The organism is Xanthomonas sp. BRIP62418 (genome assembly GCF_003993495.1).
Lineage (GTDB): Bacteria > Pseudomonadota > Gammaproteobacteria > Xanthomonadales > Xanthomonadaceae > Xanthomonas > Xanthomonas euroxanthea.
In genome coordinates, this window is the sequence record NZ_QEZG01000040.1 from 350,733 (window position 1) to 367,155 (window position 16,423).

Sequence of the window (16,423 nt, forward strand, 5' to 3'; positions counted from 1 at the left end):
AGTGACCGAGAAAACGCAGCAATAAGTCGCGCGCCCGCGACTGTTCGGTTGCTGCTTGATCCTGATCAAGTCCGGCCAGCACCACTACCGTAAACTGAGAGCCGCTACCAAGACGGCTGCGCCCACCGCCAGGCGTGCGTGCTCAATGCTGCATGTGCCGCGCGTACATGCCGATTGCGCTGCACTGACCGCATCCACCTGACCACGGCACGCAAGGTTTTGTTAGCTCCTCTGGGTCTCGGTGGTAAAGGAGCGCGGCATGCAATCGGTGGATATCGCAGTCATTGGTGCCGGGCCGGTTGGCCTGAGTTTTGCGCGGTCGTTGGCCGGCAGTGGCCTGTCGGTGCTGGTAGTCGATCAGCAGCCACGCGCGCAGCTGGCCGAGCCGGCCTTCGACGGACGCGAGATCGCGCTGACCCATGCCTCGCGTGCACTGCTGGAGCAACTGGGCATCTGGCAGCAATTTCCCGCCGATGCGATCTCGCCGCTGCGCGACGCCCGCGTCATGGATGGACATTCGCACTTCGCACTGAGCTTCGCCGCCTCCGCGCTGGGTGCCGGCGATCTGGGCTGGCTGGTGCCCAATCATCTGATCCGTCGCGCGGCCTGGCAGGCGGTGCAGGCGCAAGCCGCGTTGGAGATGCGCTGCGCCTGCACGCTGCAGGCCGTGCAGCAGGAGCGCGACCGCGTGGTGCTGCAGTTGTCCGATGGGGAAACGGTGTCGGCGCGCCTGCTGGTGGCGGCCGACAGCCGATTTTCCAGTACCCGGCGCCTGCTCGGCATCGGCGCGCAGCTGCGTGATTTCGGCAAGACCATGCTGGTGTGCCGGATGCGCCATGCGCTGCCGCACCGGCATGCCGCCTGGGAGTGGTTTGGCTACGGCAAGACGCTGGCGTTGCTGCCGCTGCAGGGCAACCGCGCTGGCGCGGTGCTGACCCTGCCGCCGCGACAGGTGGAGGCCTTGCTGGCGATGGAGGCGGCGGACTTCAGTGCGGCAGTGACCGAGGCGTTCGAGCATCGGCTCGGGCCGATGCAGCAAGACGGCAGCCGGCATGCCTATCCACTGGTGGCCGCCTATGCACAACGCTTTATCGCCGAGCGTGCCGCGTTGATCGGCGACGCGGCGGTGGGCATGCACCCGGTCACCGCGCACGGCTTCAATTTTGGATTGCAGAGCCAGGCGCGCCTGGCCGAGCGTGTGCGTGCCGCTGCTGCAGCCGGGCGCGACATCGGGGCTGCGGCCTTGCTGCAGGGGTACGAGCGGGCGCACCGGCTGGCGACGCGGCCGCTGTATGAAGCGACCAATGCGCTGGCCGCGCTGTACACCGACGACCGTGCGCCGGCCCGCCTGCTGCGACGTGGTGCCTTGCGTGCGGCGCATGCGGTGGCGCCGTTCAAGCAGGCGATTGCGGCGCATCTGACCCAGCGCAGCGTCTGAGGTATCGACGTGGGAGCAGGCAGGCGCAGTGCGTGCAGCGCTGCGCTGTGGTCCTCATGCGCAGTGGCTTGTAATGGTGTTCGACATGCGGCGGGCAATGCGGTCAGCGGCCCGTTCGCGGATGCTGGTGCGGCAATCGTGCGGGCTCGGTCAGCTCGGCTGTCATCAGGGCTGTCATCAGGCGCGCCGCAGTCAGGACGCGGCCATCAGGACGCAGCCATCAGGCCGGCGCATGACCCGCGCAAGAATCGCATCGATCGCGGTGCGCGCATCGCCGCTGCGCAAGGCCTGTTCCAGCAGTGGAATCACCCAGGCGCAGCCGGCCTTGGTCACGTCTGCGCGCCAGCCGCCGGGCCAGGCTTCAAGCTCGTGCAAGGCCAGCATGCTGCAACCGCCGCGCTCGGCGTGACCGCCGCGGATCGACTGCTCGAACCAGAACGGCGTGGGTGAATCGACGTCGATCGAGAAAATATAGACATCGTGGTCCGGATCGTCCGCCGAGGGCGCGTTGTTGCGCCAGCTGACCTGCACCACGCTCATTCTGCAGGCTCCGCATCGGGGTCCAGCGCCAGCACGCGGATCTCCACATCGTCCAGTTGCACGCACTGGCCGGGGCGGATCTTGGCGGTCTTGCGCAGTTCCTGCACGCCATCGACGCTGACCGCGCCGCTGGCGACGATCGCCTTGCCCTGCCCACCGCTGTCGGCAATACCGGCCAGCTTGAGCAACTGGTTGAGTTCGATGTACTCGCCGTCCAGGTCGAATTCCAGAAATTGCATGGTGCGCTCGGTGACAGGAAGACGGCGATTATCCGCCTGTCGCAGCCGGCAACACCACCGTGCCGAATGCAGCGCCGGCAGGTGGAGTCGTGATGGCAGCGCGACGCCGGCACGCCAGCGGCGTGCACGGTGCAGCGTCGCGGTGCGGCGTCGGCAAGCTTATTCGCGTCGAAAGCGTGCAATCTCGTCCAGCATGCTTTCGGCGCGCACGATGCCGGGCCCGGCATGCGCGTTGTCGATGCGCTCCAGCCACGGATGGCGTTTGCGCTGCAGCCGTCGATAGCCGAGCCAGGTGCCGATGCCGCCGAGCATGCCCACCAGCAGATTGAGCAGCAGCCAGTCGTGCGGCAGGGTCAGGCCGGTCAGTGCGCGCCAGCCGGCGTCCGCCACGGCCACCCACAGCACCCAGAACGCCGCGCCCAGCCACGGGGCCACCCGCGTGCGCCAGCGCCGCAACTGCGCGAGCGCGCGCTGCGTCGGCAGCAGCGGTCCGGCAAAGTCCAGTTGCGCCAGCAGCTGCAGCTGCCGTAGTGCGGAGATCGCCAGTGCAATGCTCCACAGCTGCAGCAGCACGCCGCCGATGATCGCCGCAACCTGATCGGTATGGGCAAGCCAGCTGCGCGCGATCACGATGTGCAGCGCCACGGCGCACAGCAATTGCGCCGATTGGCTCAGCCACAGCGGGCGCAGGCTGGTGCGCGCCGCATGGCCACGCACCTGGCCGAGGATGTGGCTGATCTGCGTGCCGTGCTGGCCCAGGCGGTGTTCCATTGCGTGCCAGGCGCGTTGCATGTCGTCGAGTTCCATCGAATGTTCCTTGGGCGAAGTGGGTGGTCAGAGTTCGGCGCGGATGCGCGCCTTGAGGCGGCTGAGTTTCGTGGCGACATTGGTCTCGCTGATGCCGAGCACCTCGCCGATCTCGCGGTAGCTGTGCGCGTCCAGGTACAGCAGCATCAAGGCGCGTTCCAGCGGCGGCAGGTGGGCGATGAAGCCGTGGAGCGCGGCGACCTGCTGCGCGTGTGCCGGGTCGCGCGCCAGCGGGTCGGCGATGCTGTCGGCCACCGCCTCCAGCGGGAGCGGGTCCTGCGGCGCGCGGCTGCGACCGCGCAGATCGCTGATCGCCACGTTTAAGGCAATGCGGTACATCCAGGTGGAAAAGCGCCTGCCGGCGTCATAGCCGGGGAACGCGCGCCATAACTGCACGGTGATGTCTTGCGCCAGCTCGGCGCGGTCGTCCGGGTTCCAGCAATAGCTGGCCGCGACCTTCAGGACGATGCCGCGGTGCTGCTGCAGCAAGGCGTTGAAGCGGGTGTGCAGGTCTGTTTCCAGGGACATGGCTCCGGCCGGGTGGGGGAATGACAAGGGTCGAGGAGATGATTCGCCGCAGCGGGCAAATCCTCACAAGCTGAACGGACTGTCACGGAAATTTCGACAGCGGGGGGCCTGAGGGCGCACACTATGCTGCTTTGCGCCTGCCGGCTCCGTGCGGCGCCTCCGGAGTTACCCAATGACCCAAGAATCTCCCGCGCCGCTGCTGTTTGCAGACCTCGGCCTCTCAGACGCTGTGATGAAGGCGGTTGCCGCCGTCGGCTACGAGTCGCCGTCGCCGATCCAGGCCGCCACCATTCCCGCGCTGCTGGCCGGCCGCGACGTGCTTGGCCAGGCGCAGACCGGCACCGGCAAGACCGCCGCGTTCGCGCTGCCGGTGCTGTCCAACGCCGACCTCAACCAGCTCAAGCCGCAGGCGCTGGTGCTGGCCCCGACCCGCGAGCTTGCCATCCAGGTCGCCGAGGCGTTCCAGAAATATGCCGAAGCCATTCCCGGCTTCCGCGTGCTGCCGGTCTACGGTGGCCAGCCCTATGCGCAGCAGCTGAGCGCGCTCAAGCGCGGCGTGCATGTGGTGGTCGGCACTCCAGGCCGGGTGATCGATCACCTGGATCGCGGCACGCTGGACCTGTCCCAGCTCAAGACGCTGGTGCTGGACGAAGCCGACGAAATGCTGCGCATGGGCTTCATCGACGACGTCGAAGCGGTGCTGAAGAAGTTGCCGGAGAAGCGCCAGGTGGCGCTGTTCTCGGCGACCATGCCGCCGGCGATCCGCCGCATCGCGCAGACCTATCTGAAGGACCCGGCCGAAGTCACCATCGCGGCCAAGACCACCACCTCGGCCAATATCCGCCAGCGCTACTGGTGGGTGAGCGGCCTGCACAAGCTGGACGCGCTGACCCGCATCCTGGAGGTCGAGCCGTTCGACGGCATGATCATCTTCGCCCGCACCAAGGCCGCCACCGAAGAGCTGGCGCAGAAGCTGCAGGCACGTGGCATGGCCGCGGCGGCCATCAACGGCGACATGCAGCAGGCCGCCCGCGAGAAGACCATCGCCCAGCTCAAGGACGGCAAGCTCGACATCCTGGTCGCCACCGACGTGGCCGCGCGCGGCCTGGACGTGGAGCGCGTCAGCCATGTGCTGAACTACGACATCCCGTACGACACCGAAAGCTACGTGCACCGCATCGGCCGTACCGGCCGTGCCGGCCGCAACGGCGACGCGATCCTGTTCGTCACCCCGCGCGAGAAGGGCATGCTGCGTTCGATCGAGCGCGCCACCCGTCAGCCGATCGAAGAGATGCAGCTGCCGAGCGTGGATGCGGTCAACGACACCCGCGTGGCACGGTTCATGACCCGCATCACCGAGACCCTGGCCGGCGGCCAGATCGAGATGTATCGCGATCTGCTGCAGCGCTACGAGAGCGAGAACAACGTGCCGGCGATCGATATCGCCGCGGCGATGGCCAAGCTGCTGCAGGGCGATGCGCCGTTCCTGCTGACCCCGCCGGTGCGTGGCGCACGCGAGGAGTTCGCCCCGCGCGAGCGCAATGATCGCGGTGATCGCGGCGAGCGTCCGCGCTTCGAGCCGAAGTTCGAGCGTGGCCCGCGTGCCGATGGTGAGCGCGCGGCACGCCCGCCGCGTGCGGAACGTCCGGCCTTCGCCGATGATGGCGCCGGTGCCGAGCGTCCGCGTCGCGACCCGGTTGCCCCGCGTGGCGAGCCGGAGTTCGGCATGGAGAGCTACCGCATCGAAGTGGGCCACACCCACGGCGTGAAGCCGGCCAATATCGTCGGCGCGATCGCCAACGAAGCCGGCCTGGAAAGCCGCTACATCGGCCGTATCGACATCCAGGACGACTATTCGATCCTGGACCTGCCGGCCGACATGCCGCGCGAGCTGCTGACGCACCTGAAGAAGGTCTGGGTGTCCGGCCAGCAGCTCAACATGCGCAAGCTGGAAGACGGCGAGGCTGCTGCAGCGCCGTCCAGGCCGCGCTTCCCGCGCGGGGGCAAGCCGTCCGGCCGCCCGAATGGCCCGAACCGTCCGATGGACCGTGCCGGCGCGCCGCATCGCAAGGGCCCGCCCAAGCCCCGCGGCGAGTAAGCGCCGCTGAGGACCCGGCAGCGTGCGGCGGTCCTGCCGTCGCTGCGGGGCGCCGTGGTCGTTATGTTGGTTGATGCATATCGGACTGCAGGCGTCACGCGCTGACGTCTCGGGGATTGCCGGCAGCGTCCTGCCGGCCAGGCGAAGTGCCTGCGTCGACCGTGGTCAAGCAGGCGCTGCCATACAGACTGCGCCATTGCGGCCGCTACTGCCTTCAGGCGCCCACTGGGCGCCTGAATCGCATGGGGCGGCGGCAGGGTTCGAGGGTGACAATGGCGCAGATGGCGGGCGGTACCGGCGGTAGGCAGACCATGCATCTGATGCGCGGCTGGCTGACGCTTCCCTTGGCCTTGTTGATCGGCATGGCCATCAGCATGGCGGTGCTCTCTGCGCTGATGATCGAGATCCAGTCCGGAGCGACGGCCTGGATCGTCGGCCAGAGCCACTGGTCCAATGCCCAGCAGGAGTCGGTGTACTGGCTGGAGCGCTACCTGGGGAGCGGCGATCCGGCCGACCTGCAGGCCGCCTGCCGCGCGCTGGAAGTGCCGCTCGGCGACCGCGCGGCCCGCGAGGCAGTCGAGCAACCGGTGATCGACTGGAGCGCGGTCCATGCCGGGCTGGCGGCCGGCCGCAATGCCCCTGAGGACATGCCGCAAATGGTGCGGCTGTATCGCTACGGCCATGTCTTTCCGTATCTGGGCGACGCCATCGCGATGTGGAAACACACCGATGCCGACCTGTTGCAGCTGAGCGCGCTGGCCGACCGGGCCGCCTCGGTGCAGGCCGCCAGCCGCCCGGATCCGCGCGCGCTGCAGGCCCTGCGCGATGAGCTGCATCTGCTCGATGGCCGCATGCGCAGCGATACGGCGCAGTTCCAGGCGCTGCTGATCCGCTGCGCGCGGCTGCTGCACGACATGATGGTGATCTGCAGCTTGGCGACCTTGCTGCTGGTGCTGACCACCTGCGTGCTGGCGATGCGCCGCATCGGCGATTACCTGCTCTCGCACGAAGGCCGCTTTCGCACCGCGTTCCAACAGGCGGCGCTGGGCATGGTCAAGTTCGACCTGCGTGGCCGCGTGCTCGATGCCAATGCCTCGATGGCCAACATCCTGCGCTACCGGCCCGAAGAGCTGCAGGCCTGCACGCTGGCCGAGGTGATGCATCCGGACGACATCGCGCTGGACAGCCGCGGCATGGTCGACTGGCCGACCCTGCTGCAGTCCGGCGAGCGACGCTTCCTGCGCGCCGATGGCGGGGTGATGTGGGGGCGCTGGAGTGCCTCGCTGGTGGAACCCGGCCCGGAAGAGCCGACCCTGGTGCTGGCGGTGATCGAGGATGTCTCGCACGCGCACGAGCTTGCCGACGAAGTCGCCTTCCATGCGCGCCACGATGCCCTGACCGGCCTGATCAACCGCCGCGAGATCGAACGCCGGCTGCTGCGCCTGATCGAGCCGCCGCAATCGCCGCAGCTCCGCCATGCGCTGTGCTTCGTCGACCTGGATCACTTCAAGCTGGTCAACGACACCTTCGGGCATGCGGTGGGCGACAAGTTCCTGTGCCACTTCGCCGATGTGATCACCATGCAGCTGCGCCCCGGCGACTGGCTGGGGCGGCTGGGTGGCGACGAGTTCGCGATCCTGCTGGCCAATACCGACCTGGCGCAGGCGCAAACCGTGCTCGAGCGCATGCACGCGGTGCTGGGTCAGCCATGGAGCCACCAGGGCGGGCGGCCGCTGACGCCCGGTTGCAGCTTCGGTGTGGTGGAAATCCGCCAGGGCGCCAGCGACGTCAATGCCTTGATGACCGCCGCCGACCTGGCCTGTTACGCAGCCAAGGAAGAGGGGCGCAACCGGATTCGCTGTTTCGGCGAAAACGATCTGGCGCTGGCGCGGCGCCGCCACGACGGCGGCTGGATCAGCGCGGTGCAGCAGGCCATCGCCGAGGACCGCCTGCTGCTGTATGCGCAGAAGATCCAGGTGTTGCGCGATCCGGGACGCCTGCAGTACGAAGTGCTGGTGCGCATGCGCGCGGGTGACGGGCGGGTGCTGAGTCCGGGCGAATTCCTGCCTGCGGTGGAACGCTACGGCCTGGGGCGCATGGTCGACGTGCATGTGCTGGAAACGCTGTGCGCGCAGCTGGCGGCCAATCCGCTGCACCTGGCTAATCTGGATCTGTGCCACGTCAACCTATCTGCGCAGTCGATCGCGCAAGCGGATTTTCTCGATTTCGTGTGCGCCCTGTTCGAGCGCTATCCGAGCCTGGTGCCCAAGCTGTGCATGGAGATCACCGAGACCGCCGTCATTGGCGATCTGGAGCACGCGCGGCGCTTCGTGCAGAGCGTGCGTGCGCGCGGCTGCCATGTGGCGCTGGACGATTTCGGCAGCGGCCTGGCCTCGTTCGGCTATCTCAAGCAGTTCACCGTGGATGTCCTCAAGATCGATTGCGGCTTCGTACGCAACTACGCACACGACGCGGTGGACCGTGCGGCGGTGCATTCGATCGCGCAGGTGGGCCTGGCGCTGGGCATCGAAGTGGTGGCCGAGGGCGTGGAGTCGGAGGCGGACATTCCCGGCCTGCACGAGGCCGGAGTGGGCCAGGTGCAGGGTTTCAGCCTGCATCGTCCATGCCCGCTCGACGAGTTGCTGCACGCCGGGCAGCCGCTGCTGGCGTTGTCCTGATCGCACATGGGTGCACGCGTGGCGCTGCAAATCGCCGATAATCGGCCGATGACGACCCGACTCAACAAATACATCGCCGAAACCGGCTTCTGCTCCCGCCGCGAGGCCGATCGCCTGATCGGCGAACGCCGGGTCACCGTCAATGGCGTGGCCGCCGGCACCGGTGCGGTGGTGGGCGAGGACGACACCGTGCTGGTGGACGGCCAGCCACTGCGCACGCGCGCCGCCAGCAAGCCCGGTGGGCGCAAGCATGTCTACATCGCGCTCAACAAGCCGGTGGGCATCACCTGCACCACCGAAAGTTCGGTCAAGGGCAACATCGTCGAATTCGTCGGCCACGAGCAGCGCATCTTTCCGGTCGGCCGGCTCGACAAGGAGTCCGAGGGGCTGATCCTGATGACCAGCAACGGCAACATCGTCAACGAGATCCTGCGCGCGGAAAATCGCCACCAGAAGGAATATCTGGTGGCGGTCAACAAGCCGGTCACCGACGAATTCCTGCGTGGCATGGCGCGCGGCGTGCGCATCCACAACGAGACCACGTTGCCGTGCCGCACCGCGCGCATCGCCAAGTTCGGCTTCCGCATCGTGCTGGAGCAGGGCTTGAACCGGCAGATCCGCCTGATGTCTGCCGAATTCGGCTACCGCGTGACCCAGCTGCGCCGTGTGCGCATCGACAACATCAAGCTGGCCGCGCTCAAGCCCGGGCAGTGGCGCAACCTCAGTGATGCGGAATTGCGCGGATTGCTGCCGCAACGCACCGATTGGTGATGGGGCCCGGCGCGATCGGCCGCACATAGCGGCACGGTGCGCCGGCTGCGCATGTGCAGCCCGATGGCCGCGCATGACCGGCTCGGTCATACTTGCGCCGCTGACAGCCAGCTGGGGGAGCAGGCAGCGTGATCAAACCGACATTGCCGGACAACGAAGCCGAACGACTGGCCGCGCTGCGTCAGTACGAGGTGCTGGATTCGCCGCCCGAGCGTGCCTTCGACGACCTCACCATGATCGCGTCCACGTTGTGCCAGACGCAGATGGCGGCGGTGGTGCTGGTGGACGAGCAGCGGCAATGGTTCAAGTCCGCACATGGTGCGCCGCGTAGCGAAGCGTCGCGCGATATCTCGTTCTGCGCGCATGCGATCCTGCGCCCGGACGAAGTGATGATGGTCGACGACACCTTGCTCGACCCGCGCTTCCACGACAATCCGATGGTGACCGGCAGCTCTGCGGTGCGCTTCTATGCCGGCGCGCCGTTGGTGACCAGCGGCGGCATGGCGCTGGGCTCGCTGTGCGTGTTCGACCAGACCCCGGCGCATCTGCGCGAAGAGCAGCGGCAGGCGCTGCAGGCATTGTCGCGGCAGGCCGCGCATCTGCTGGAACTGCGCCTGGCCGGCAAGCGCCTGCGCCAGCAACTGCATGAGCGCCAATGGTACGAACAGCAGCTGGCCGGTTACTACGCGCAAATGGATGCCTTGAATGCCGATCTGGTCGAGCAGACCCGCACCGATCCGCTGACCGGCCTGCCCAATCGACGTGCGTTTGCGGCGGCCCTGGGCGTGGCCATGGAACAGACGCGTGCGGCGGGCCAGCCGTTATCGGTGGCGTTGCTGGACGTGGACCACTTCAAGACCGTCAACGACGTGCACGGGCACGATCAGGGCGATGTGGTGCTGCGCGAGCTGTCGGCGTTGCTGCGCGCGCATGTGGCCGGTGCCGGCACCATTGCGCGTTACGGCGGCGAGGAATTCGTGCTGCTGCTGCCCGATGTGGATCTGCGGCAGGCACGCGTGCAGTGCGAATACCTGCGCCAGAGCGTGGCGGTGATGACGATCGCGCTGCCGGTGACGGTGAGTATCGGCGTGGCCACGCTGCATCCGCAGGAAAGCGCGGACGCGGTGATCAAGCGCGCCGACCAGGCCCTGTATGCGGCCAAGCGGGGCGGGCGCGACCAGGTGGTAGCGTTGGGGTAGGTGTGGTTGTGATCGTGGTGATGTGCGGGCGTTGCTGCGTTATCGACAAGGCCGGTCGCGGCCTGGGCCGCTCCTACGACGACGGTTGTTGCTTGTGCGGTGCAGTCAGTCGACGATGTTCTTCGCTTCGGCGGTGCCGAGCAGTTCCGGATGCACGATCGTGCGTCGGCGTTCCAGCACCGGATGCAGGAACACCGCGCCGAGAATGATCGCCACGCCGAGATAGAACTGCACGGTCAACTCGCGTTGCTCGCCGAGCAGGGCGATCGCCAGCACGATGGCGTAGACCGGTTCGAGATTGGTCACCAGCTGCACCGAGTAGGCGCTGAGATGGCGCAGCGCCACCAGCGCCAGCGCAAACGGCAGCAGGGTGCAGGCCAGCGACAGCACCAGCAGCAGGATGCCGTCGTGCAGGCCGGGAACGATCAGCAGATCGCCATGCAGCGACGGCAGCACCAACGGCATGGCCGGTGCCAGCACGGTCAAGGTCAGCGTGCCGGCACCGAGTTCCAGTGCGGTGACGGTGAGCGGGTCGGCATGCGCGACCATGCGCTTGTTGAGCGAGCCGAACAGGCCCACGAACACCGCAGAAATCGCGCCGACCACCACCCCGGCACGCATGCCATCGGGTACCCCGCCGACCACCAGGGCCACCCCGGGCAGTACCGCCAGGCCGAACAGCAATTCGCGCGGGCGGAAGGGGCGCTGCGTCACCCATGGCTCGATCACTGCAGTGAACACCGGCGCCAGCGCGATGCAGGTCGCCGCCACCGAGGCATTGGCCAGCTTGATCGCGCCGTAGAAGGTCAGCCAGTGCAGGGCCACCAACGCGCCGATGCCGCAGTAGCCCAGCACCACGCGCGCGGACAGGCCGCGCAGCCCGCGCCATACCCGCGGCAACAGCGCCAGTGCCACCACCACGAGCAACATGCGCCACCACACCAACGGCAACGCCGGCAGCGTGATCAGCTTGCCCAGGATCGCGGTGATGCCCCAGAGCAGGACGCAGAAATGGATTTGCAGTTGCGCCTTGCGCAGGTCGGTCATGGCCATGCGCCATTGTCGCGCAAGACGCGCCGCAACGCCGCTGCCTAGCGCGTCCCCAACGCCTGCAGCAATGCCATTGCCGCCGCCGGATTGCGCTCCTTGGCGGCGCTGATGAAAAACACGAACACCTCGCGCGGGGCGGCGTCGACCTGCGTCGCCGCCGCGACATGCGGCAGGTCCTCCGGATCGTCGCCGCGCCGCCAGGCCTGGATGCGCTCGGCCCAGCGCGCCAGTGCCGGCGCCGGGTAGCCCGCATGCAGGCGCGCCTGGCTGCGCATCAGCCGCGCATAGACAAAGTCGGTGGACAGATCGGCAAAGGACGGATGCGCGTCCGAATCGGTGAACACCGTGGCCACCCCATGCCGGCGCACCAATGCCAGCAGCGCGGCATCCACTGCGTCGTGGTCGCGGATTTCCAGCACATGGCGCAGCACGCGCTTGCCGGCACGTTTGGGCAGCAACGACAGGAAGGCGTCCAGGTCGTCGGCCTGCAGCCGGTGCCCCTGTTCAAACTGCCACACCAGCGGACCCAGCGTGTCGCCGAGCTCGACAATGCCGCCGATGAAGTCGTCCACCTGCGCCTGGGTGCCGGCCAGTTTGCGCGACTGGGTGATGCGGCGCGGTGCCTTGGCCGAGAACACGAACCCGGGCGGCACCTGCTCGCGCCACTTCGCGTAGGTCGCCGGCTTCTGTGCCCCGTAGTAGGTGCCGTTGATCTCGATGGCGGTGAGGTGGCGGCTTGCGTATTCCAGCTCGCGGCGTTGTACCAGCCCTTCTGGATAGAACATCCCCGCCCGCCACGGCGCATACACCCAGCCGCCGATACCGACGTGGATGCCATCGAGCGCGGGCGGGGTGGCGGCGAACAGATCGGTCATGAGGGATTCCACGTTGGCGTGAGCGCGTGCCTGGCATGTCGGGTGCACGCACCTGTTGCAGGCCGCTCCGATGATAGCCCCGCTGGCTTCGCCGTGACGCCCCGCGGTTACCGCAGCGTCCGCGCGCACGCCCAGGCAGGCGCGGCCGTTGCCCGGGACCATCTGCAGGCAAGGGATGTACAGCGATCCAGGCGCAGCCCGGCCAAGCGGCGCGGCGATCGGCGGCCTCCTCGGCGGCTTACGCGGACGCGGCCATGCCGCTACCATCGCAGCTCGCCACTTCCGGACCGCAGCGATGACCTGGACCACGCCGGATCTGTGTGACCGCTTTCCCGAGGTGAGCATCGCCGAACCGGTGTTCCGCTCCTATGGCGCACGTGCGGCATTCTCCGGGCCGATCGTCACCGTGCGCTGTTTCGAGGACAACTCGCGCGTGCGCGAACTGGCCGCCACGCCCGGCGACGGACGGGTGCTGGTGGTGGACGGACAGGGCTCGTTGAAGCACGCACTGCTGGGCGACCAGATCGCCGCACAGGCGCTCGCCAATAGCTGGGCCGGCGTGTTGATCCACGGCTGCGTGCGCGATGTGGAGATCCTGGCCACGCTGCCGCTGGGCGTGCTGGCGCTGGGCGCCTGCCCGCGCCGCACCGAGCGGCGCGATCTGGGCGATGTGGATGTGCCGGTGAATTTTGCCGGCGTGGCCTTCGTGCCCGGCCATTGGCTGTATGCCGATGGCAACGGCGTGTTGGTGGCACCGCTGCCGCTGTCGCTGGACAGTGCGGGCGGATCGATCTGAGCGACATGCGAGGACCTGGGATAGTGACCGTGAACCGATGGCTGAGTGGAGGCGTGCTGATGCTGGCAAGCGTGGTGGCGACGACGCAGGCGGCCGAGCTTCCCGCCGGCATGCAGCAGTTCGACGCGCAGATGGAGCGCGTGCGCGAGCAGTTCGATGTGCCCGGCATTGCGGTGGCCATCGTCAAGGATGGGCAGGTGGTGCTGGAGCGCGGCTACGGCGTGCGCGAGATCGGCAAGCCTGCGCCGGTGCAGGCCGATACGCTGTTCGCAATCGCCTCCAACACCAAGGCCTTCACTGCCGCGTCGCTGTCGATCCTGGCCGACGAGGGCAAGCTCTCGCTCGATGACAAGGTCATCGATCACCTGCCGTGGTTCCGCATGTCCGACCCGTACGTCAGCGGCGAGATGCGCCTGCGCGATCTGCTCGCGCACCGCAGCGGCTTGAGCCTGGGCGCGGGCGACCTGCTGTTCTGGCCGACCACCAGCTACAGCACCGACGAGGTGGTGCAGCGCCTGGCCAAGGTGCCGTTGAAGGGCGGTTTCCGCGATCGCTACGCCTACGACAACATCTTGTACGCGGTGGCGCAGAAGGTGATCGAGCAGGTCTCCGGGCAGAGCTATGCGGCGTTCCTGCAGCAAGGCATCTTCGCCCCGGTCGGCATGCGCGGCACGCGCTTCAATGCCGACCATCTGCAGCCGGGCGACAATGCGGCGGTGGGCCATGCCAAGTACGACTTCACCGAGCTGCGCACCGTCGCGCCGCTGACCTGGTCCAACAATTCCGGTGCCGGCGGCATCTATGCCAGCGCGCACGACATGGCGCTGTGGATGAAGGTGCAACTGGCCGGCGGCGTGCTGCCGGATGGCAGCCGGCTGTTCAGTGCCAGGCGGCAGCAGGAGATGTGGTCGATGATCACGCCGATTGCGATTGCCGAACCGGCCGTGCCGGAGCTGGCGGCAGCACGGCCCAATTTTTCCGGCTACGGCGAAGGCTGGAGCCTGAGCGATTACCGCGGCCATCGGCTGGTCTGGCACACCGGCGGCTGGCCGGGCATGGTGTCGCGGCTGACGCTGGTGCCCGACCAGCAACTGGGTGTGGTGGTGTTGACCAACCAGGAAGTCGGCGCGGCCTTCAATGCGGTGACCCTGCAGGTGCTGGATGCGTTCCTGCAGGTGCCGGCCACCGATTGGACCGCCGCCTATGCCAAGGCCGTGGCCAAGGCCGATGGCGATGCGGACACCAGCTGGAAGAAGCATCTGGACGCACGTGCAGCGCGCTCCACGCCGTCGCTGCCGTTGCGCAGCTATGCGGCGACCTATCGCGACCCGTGGTACGGCGATGTGGTGATCCGTCAGGACGGCAAGCGCCTGCGTCTGCAGTTTTCCAAGACCGCGCAATTGATCGGCACGCTGGAGCATTGGCAGCACGACAGCTTCATCGTGCGCTGGGACGACCGCTCATTGAATGCCGATGCCTTCGTCAATTTCGCGCTGACCCCGGATGGCGCGGTGCGCGAGATGCGGATGGAGGCGGTGTCGCCGCTGACCGATTTCAGCTTCGATTTCCAGGATCTGCTGTTGACGCCGGTGGCGGCAGCGCAGCCGACGCAGAAGTGATGCCTCGCTGATCCTTGCGGCGGCCATCGCCACTGCCCCGTGCGTGCGGCGGCCGGCCGCCTGTGCTGCAGCGTCGGCGCCGTGCGCACCGATGGCCTGGCGGTGTGGGGCGCCATCGGCGCCGCAGCCGCCCACACCGCGCATGGGCCGATCAGTGCGGACTTGCGCAACCGGGCTCGGCGCGTCGGCCACGTCGTCCGGGCCAACCGTGACGATGACTCCAGCCTCGCTCCGCCAAGGCCTGCGTGCCAGCTGCACGATGGCTATCGCCCACCGACACGGCTCGTTATGATCCGCGCACTTCTCAGGGATGTCGCCGAACGCATGACCACTCCGCAGATGTCGGTGTACTTCTTCCTGCAGGCCGCCGCGATCCTGCTGGCCTGTCGTCTGGTGGGGCTGCTGGCCAGGCGGATCGGCCAGCCGCAGGTGGTGGGCGAGATGATCGCCGGGGTGATGCTGGGGCCGTCGCTGTTCGGCGTGCTGGCACCTGCGACGCAGGCAGCCCTGTTTCCCAGGCAGACCATGGATGTGCTGTACGTGTTCGCGCAGTTCGGCGTGGGTCTGTACATGTTCCTGGTCGGTACCGACTTCCGCGGGGACCATTTCCGCGCGCGCTATCGCAGTGCGATGAGCGTGTCGATGGCCGGCATCGCGGTGCCGTTCGCGTTGGCCTTTGCCCTGTGCCCGTGGTTGATCAACGTCGGCGGCCTGTTTTCGGAAAAGGCCAAGTTGATGGAGGCCTCGCTGTTCCTGGGGGCGGCCATCGCGATCACCGCGTTCCCGATGCTGGCGCGCATCATCCACGAGCGCGGTCTGACCAATAGCCCGTTGGGCACGCTGGCACTGACTGCAGGTGCGTTCGACGATGCGGCGGCGTGGTGCATTCTTGCCGTGGTCCTGGCCAGCTTCGGCGGCAGTTGGGGTAGTGCCTATCTGGCCATCGGCGGCGGGGTGGCCTATGCATTGTTCATGATCTTTGTCGGCCGGCATCTGCTGCGCCGCCTGGACGCCTACGTGGTGCCGAACCAGCCGCTCGGCAACGGTGTGCTCGCGGTGGTGTTGATGCTGTTCTGCCTCAGCGCGTGGGCAATGGATGCGATCGGCATCCACGCCGTGTTTGGCGGCTTCCTGCTGGGCGTCTGCCTGCCCAGGGGGGCGTTGACCGAAAAACTGCGCGAGATGTTGCAGCCGTTCGTGGTGGTATTGCTGCTGCCGCTGTTCTTCACCTATTCCGGCCTCAAGACCCAGCTCAGCGTGCTGCTGCAGCCGCAGATCATGCTGGCAGGCGTGGCGATCCTGGCCGCATCGTTCATCGGCAAGGGCGTGGCCTGCTGGGCCGCGGCGCGTGCCACCGGCGAGAACAACCGCGATGCGATGGCGATCGGCTCGCTGATGAATGCACGTGGCCTGATGGAGCTGATCATCATCAATATCGGCCTGCAGGCCGGGGTGATCGAACAGGGCCTGTTCTCGGTGCTGGTGCTGATGGCGATCCTCTCGACCCTGATGGCCACGCCGCTGTTCAACTGGATCATGCGGCGCCATCGCAACGTGACCGATGCGGTGCCGAGCCTGCAGCAGCGCTGAGGCGCTGCCATCGATTCCACCGATGCGGGCACGCGCTGCTGTCGCCTGACGCCTGCGCTTCGATGGTGGTCGCATCCAGGCGCCCCGATGCCTGCTGCGATACACGGCGCCCCGCGCGCTGGCGTCGCGCGGCTTGCGGGCATCCGTGCAGCATCCCGGCACCGTGCGGCGGCGGAGTCACCATCCCGGCGTATG

The 16,423-nt window shown here is 67.6% G+C and carries 14 protein-coding genes and 1 other RNA gene; 9 read left to right on the top strand and 6 right to left on the bottom strand.

Features of this window, described 5'->3' with window-relative positions; translation table 11 throughout:
- Positions 1–152 precede the first annotated feature (152 nt).
- Positions 153–228, top strand: a non-coding RNA gene (locus EO174_RS14550) — sX9 sRNA.
- Between the two features lie 31 nt (positions 229–259).
- Positions 260–1,438 carry a 5-demethoxyubiquinol-8 5-hydroxylase UbiM gene (gene ubiM / locus EO174_RS14555; protein ID WP_126945266.1) on the top strand — a complete coding sequence of 393 codons (1,179 nt, stop codon included), beginning with the start codon at positions 260–262 and terminating at the stop codon, positions 1,436–1,438.
- Between the two features lie 192 nt (positions 1,439–1,630).
- On the opposite strand, the gene EO174_RS14560 is transcribed toward ubiM, so the two are convergent.
- The 4 genes from EO174_RS14560 to EO174_RS14575 form a co-directional block, all read right to left on the bottom strand.
- Entirely contained in the window at positions 1,631–1,978 is a 348-nt protein-coding gene (locus EO174_RS14560; RefSeq protein ID WP_164740214.1) for a hypothetical protein, read from the bottom strand.
- Positions 1,975–2,217, bottom strand: a complete 243-nt coding sequence (locus EO174_RS14565; RefSeq protein ID WP_024939760.1) for an RNA-binding S4 domain-containing protein — start codon at positions 2,215–2,217, stop codon at positions 1,975–1,977. Before EO174_RS14565 ends, EO174_RS14560 begins: the two co-directional genes overlap by 4 nt.
- A 159-nt stretch (positions 2,218–2,376) precedes the next feature.
- Positions 2,377–3,024 carry a hypothetical protein gene (locus EO174_RS14570; protein ID WP_126945268.1) on the bottom strand — a complete coding sequence of 216 codons (648 nt, stop codon included), beginning with the start codon at positions 3,022–3,024 and terminating at the stop codon, positions 2,377–2,379.
- 27 nt (positions 3,025–3,051) lie between these two features.
- Positions 3,052–3,552 (bottom strand): sigma-70 family RNA polymerase sigma factor, encoded by a 501-nt coding sequence (locus EO174_RS14575; protein WP_047129002.1) that lies wholly within the window; start codon positions 3,550–3,552, stop codon positions 3,052–3,054.
- A 172-nt stretch (positions 3,553–3,724) separates the two neighbouring features.
- Between EO174_RS14575 and EO174_RS14580 the strand changes: the two genes are divergently transcribed.
- The 4 genes from EO174_RS14580 to EO174_RS14595 all read left to right on the top strand — a co-directional run bounded on the left by EO174_RS14580 (position 3,725) and on the right by EO174_RS14595 (position 10,298).
- On the top strand, positions 3,725–5,650 hold the full coding sequence (locus tag EO174_RS14580) for a DEAD/DEAH box helicase (RefSeq protein WP_115677590.1): 1,926 nt from the start codon (positions 3,725–3,727) through the stop codon (positions 5,648–5,650).
- A gap of 272 nt (positions 5,651–5,922) precedes the next feature.
- Entirely contained in the window at positions 5,923–8,328 is a 2,406-nt protein-coding gene (locus EO174_RS14585) for an EAL domain-containing protein (protein ID WP_016903963.1), read from the top strand.
- Positions 8,329–8,376: 48 nt separating this feature from the next.
- Entirely contained in the window at positions 8,377–9,099 is a 723-nt protein-coding gene (locus tag EO174_RS14590; protein WP_016903964.1) for a pseudouridine synthase, read from the top strand.
- A gap of 128 nt (positions 9,100–9,227) precedes the next feature.
- The gene (locus tag EO174_RS14595) at positions 9,228–10,298 is read left to right on the top strand and encodes a sensor domain-containing diguanylate cyclase (RefSeq protein ID WP_126945271.1); all 1,071 of its coding nucleotides are present in this window, start codon (positions 9,228–9,230) and stop codon (positions 10,296–10,298) included.
- A gap of 105 nt (positions 10,299–10,403) precedes the next feature.
- On the opposite strand, the gene EO174_RS14600 is transcribed toward EO174_RS14595, so the two are convergent.
- Both EO174_RS14600 and EO174_RS14605 read right to left on the bottom strand, forming a co-directional pair.
- Positions 10,404–11,351 carry a DMT family transporter gene (locus EO174_RS14600; RefSeq protein ID WP_126945275.1) on the bottom strand — a complete coding sequence of 316 codons (948 nt, stop codon included), beginning with the start codon at positions 11,349–11,351 and terminating at the stop codon, positions 10,404–10,406.
- 38 nt (positions 11,352–11,389) lie between these two features.
- On the bottom strand, positions 11,390–12,223 hold the full coding sequence (locus EO174_RS14605) for a DUF72 domain-containing protein (RefSeq protein ID WP_126945278.1): 834 nt from the start codon (positions 12,221–12,223) through the stop codon (positions 11,390–11,392).
- A gap of 295 nt (positions 12,224–12,518) precedes the next feature.
- Here EO174_RS14605 and rraA point away from each other — a divergent pair, with 295 nt between their 5' ends.
- The 3 genes from rraA (at position 12,519) to EO174_RS14620 (ending at position 16,228) form a co-directional block, all read left to right on the top strand.
- The gene (rraA, locus tag EO174_RS14610; protein ID WP_126945281.1) at positions 12,519–13,019 is read left to right on the top strand and encodes a ribonuclease E activity regulator RraA; all 501 of its coding nucleotides are present in this window, start codon (positions 12,519–12,521) and stop codon (positions 13,017–13,019) included.
- Positions 13,020–13,042: 23 nt separating this feature from the next.
- Positions 13,043–14,638, top strand: a complete 1,596-nt coding sequence (locus tag EO174_RS14615; RefSeq protein ID WP_126945284.1) for a serine hydrolase — start codon at positions 13,043–13,045, stop codon at positions 14,636–14,638.
- 324 nt (positions 14,639–14,962) lie between these two features.
- A complete protein-coding gene (locus tag EO174_RS14620; RefSeq protein ID WP_126945287.1) occupies positions 14,963–16,228 on the top strand; it encodes a cation:proton antiporter in 1,266 nt (421 codons plus the stop codon).
- Positions 16,229–16,423: the final 195 nt, after the last annotated feature.

Excerpts from the sequence above, each read along its gene's own strand:
- EO174_RS14620 (WP_126945287.1), top strand. The coding sequence starts at position 14,963 with ATGACCACTCCGCAGATGTCGGTGTACTTCTTCCTGCAGGCCGCCGCG.
- ubiM (WP_126945266.1), top strand. The coding sequence starts at position 260 with ATGCAATCGGTGGATATCGCAGTCATTGGTGCCGGGCCGGTTGGCCTG.
- EO174_RS14605 (WP_126945278.1), bottom strand. The coding sequence starts at position 12,223 with ATGACCGATCTGTTCGCCGCCACCCCGCCCGCGCTCGATGGCATCCAC.
- EO174_RS14600 (WP_126945275.1), bottom strand. The coding sequence starts at position 11,351 with ATGGCCATGACCGACCTGCGCAAGGCGCAACTGCAAATCCATTTCTGC.
- EO174_RS14580 (WP_115677590.1), top strand. The coding sequence starts at position 3,725 with ATGACCCAAGAATCTCCCGCGCCGCTGCTGTTTGCAGACCTCGGCCTC.
- EO174_RS14590 (WP_016903964.1), top strand. The coding sequence starts at position 8,377 with ATGACGACCCGACTCAACAAATACATCGCCGAAACCGGCTTCTGCTCC.
- EO174_RS14565 (WP_024939760.1), bottom strand. The coding sequence starts at position 2,217 with ATGCAATTTCTGGAATTCGACCTGGACGGCGAGTACATCGAACTCAAC.
- EO174_RS14575 (WP_047129002.1), bottom strand. The coding sequence starts at position 3,552 with ATGTCCCTGGAAACAGACCTGCACACCCGCTTCAACGCCTTGCTGCAG.
- EO174_RS14585 (WP_016903963.1), top strand. The coding sequence starts at position 5,923 with ATGGCGCAGATGGCGGGCGGTACCGGCGGTAGGCAGACCATGCATCTG.
- rraA (WP_126945281.1), top strand. The coding sequence starts at position 12,519 with ATGACCTGGACCACGCCGGATCTGTGTGACCGCTTTCCCGAGGTGAGC.
- EO174_RS14570 (WP_126945268.1), bottom strand. The coding sequence starts at position 3,024 with ATGGAACTCGACGACATGCAACGCGCCTGGCACGCAATGGAACACCGC.
- EO174_RS14560 (WP_164740214.1), bottom strand. The coding sequence starts at position 1,978 with ATGAGCGTGGTGCAGGTCAGCTGGCGCAACAACGCGCCCTCGGCGGAC.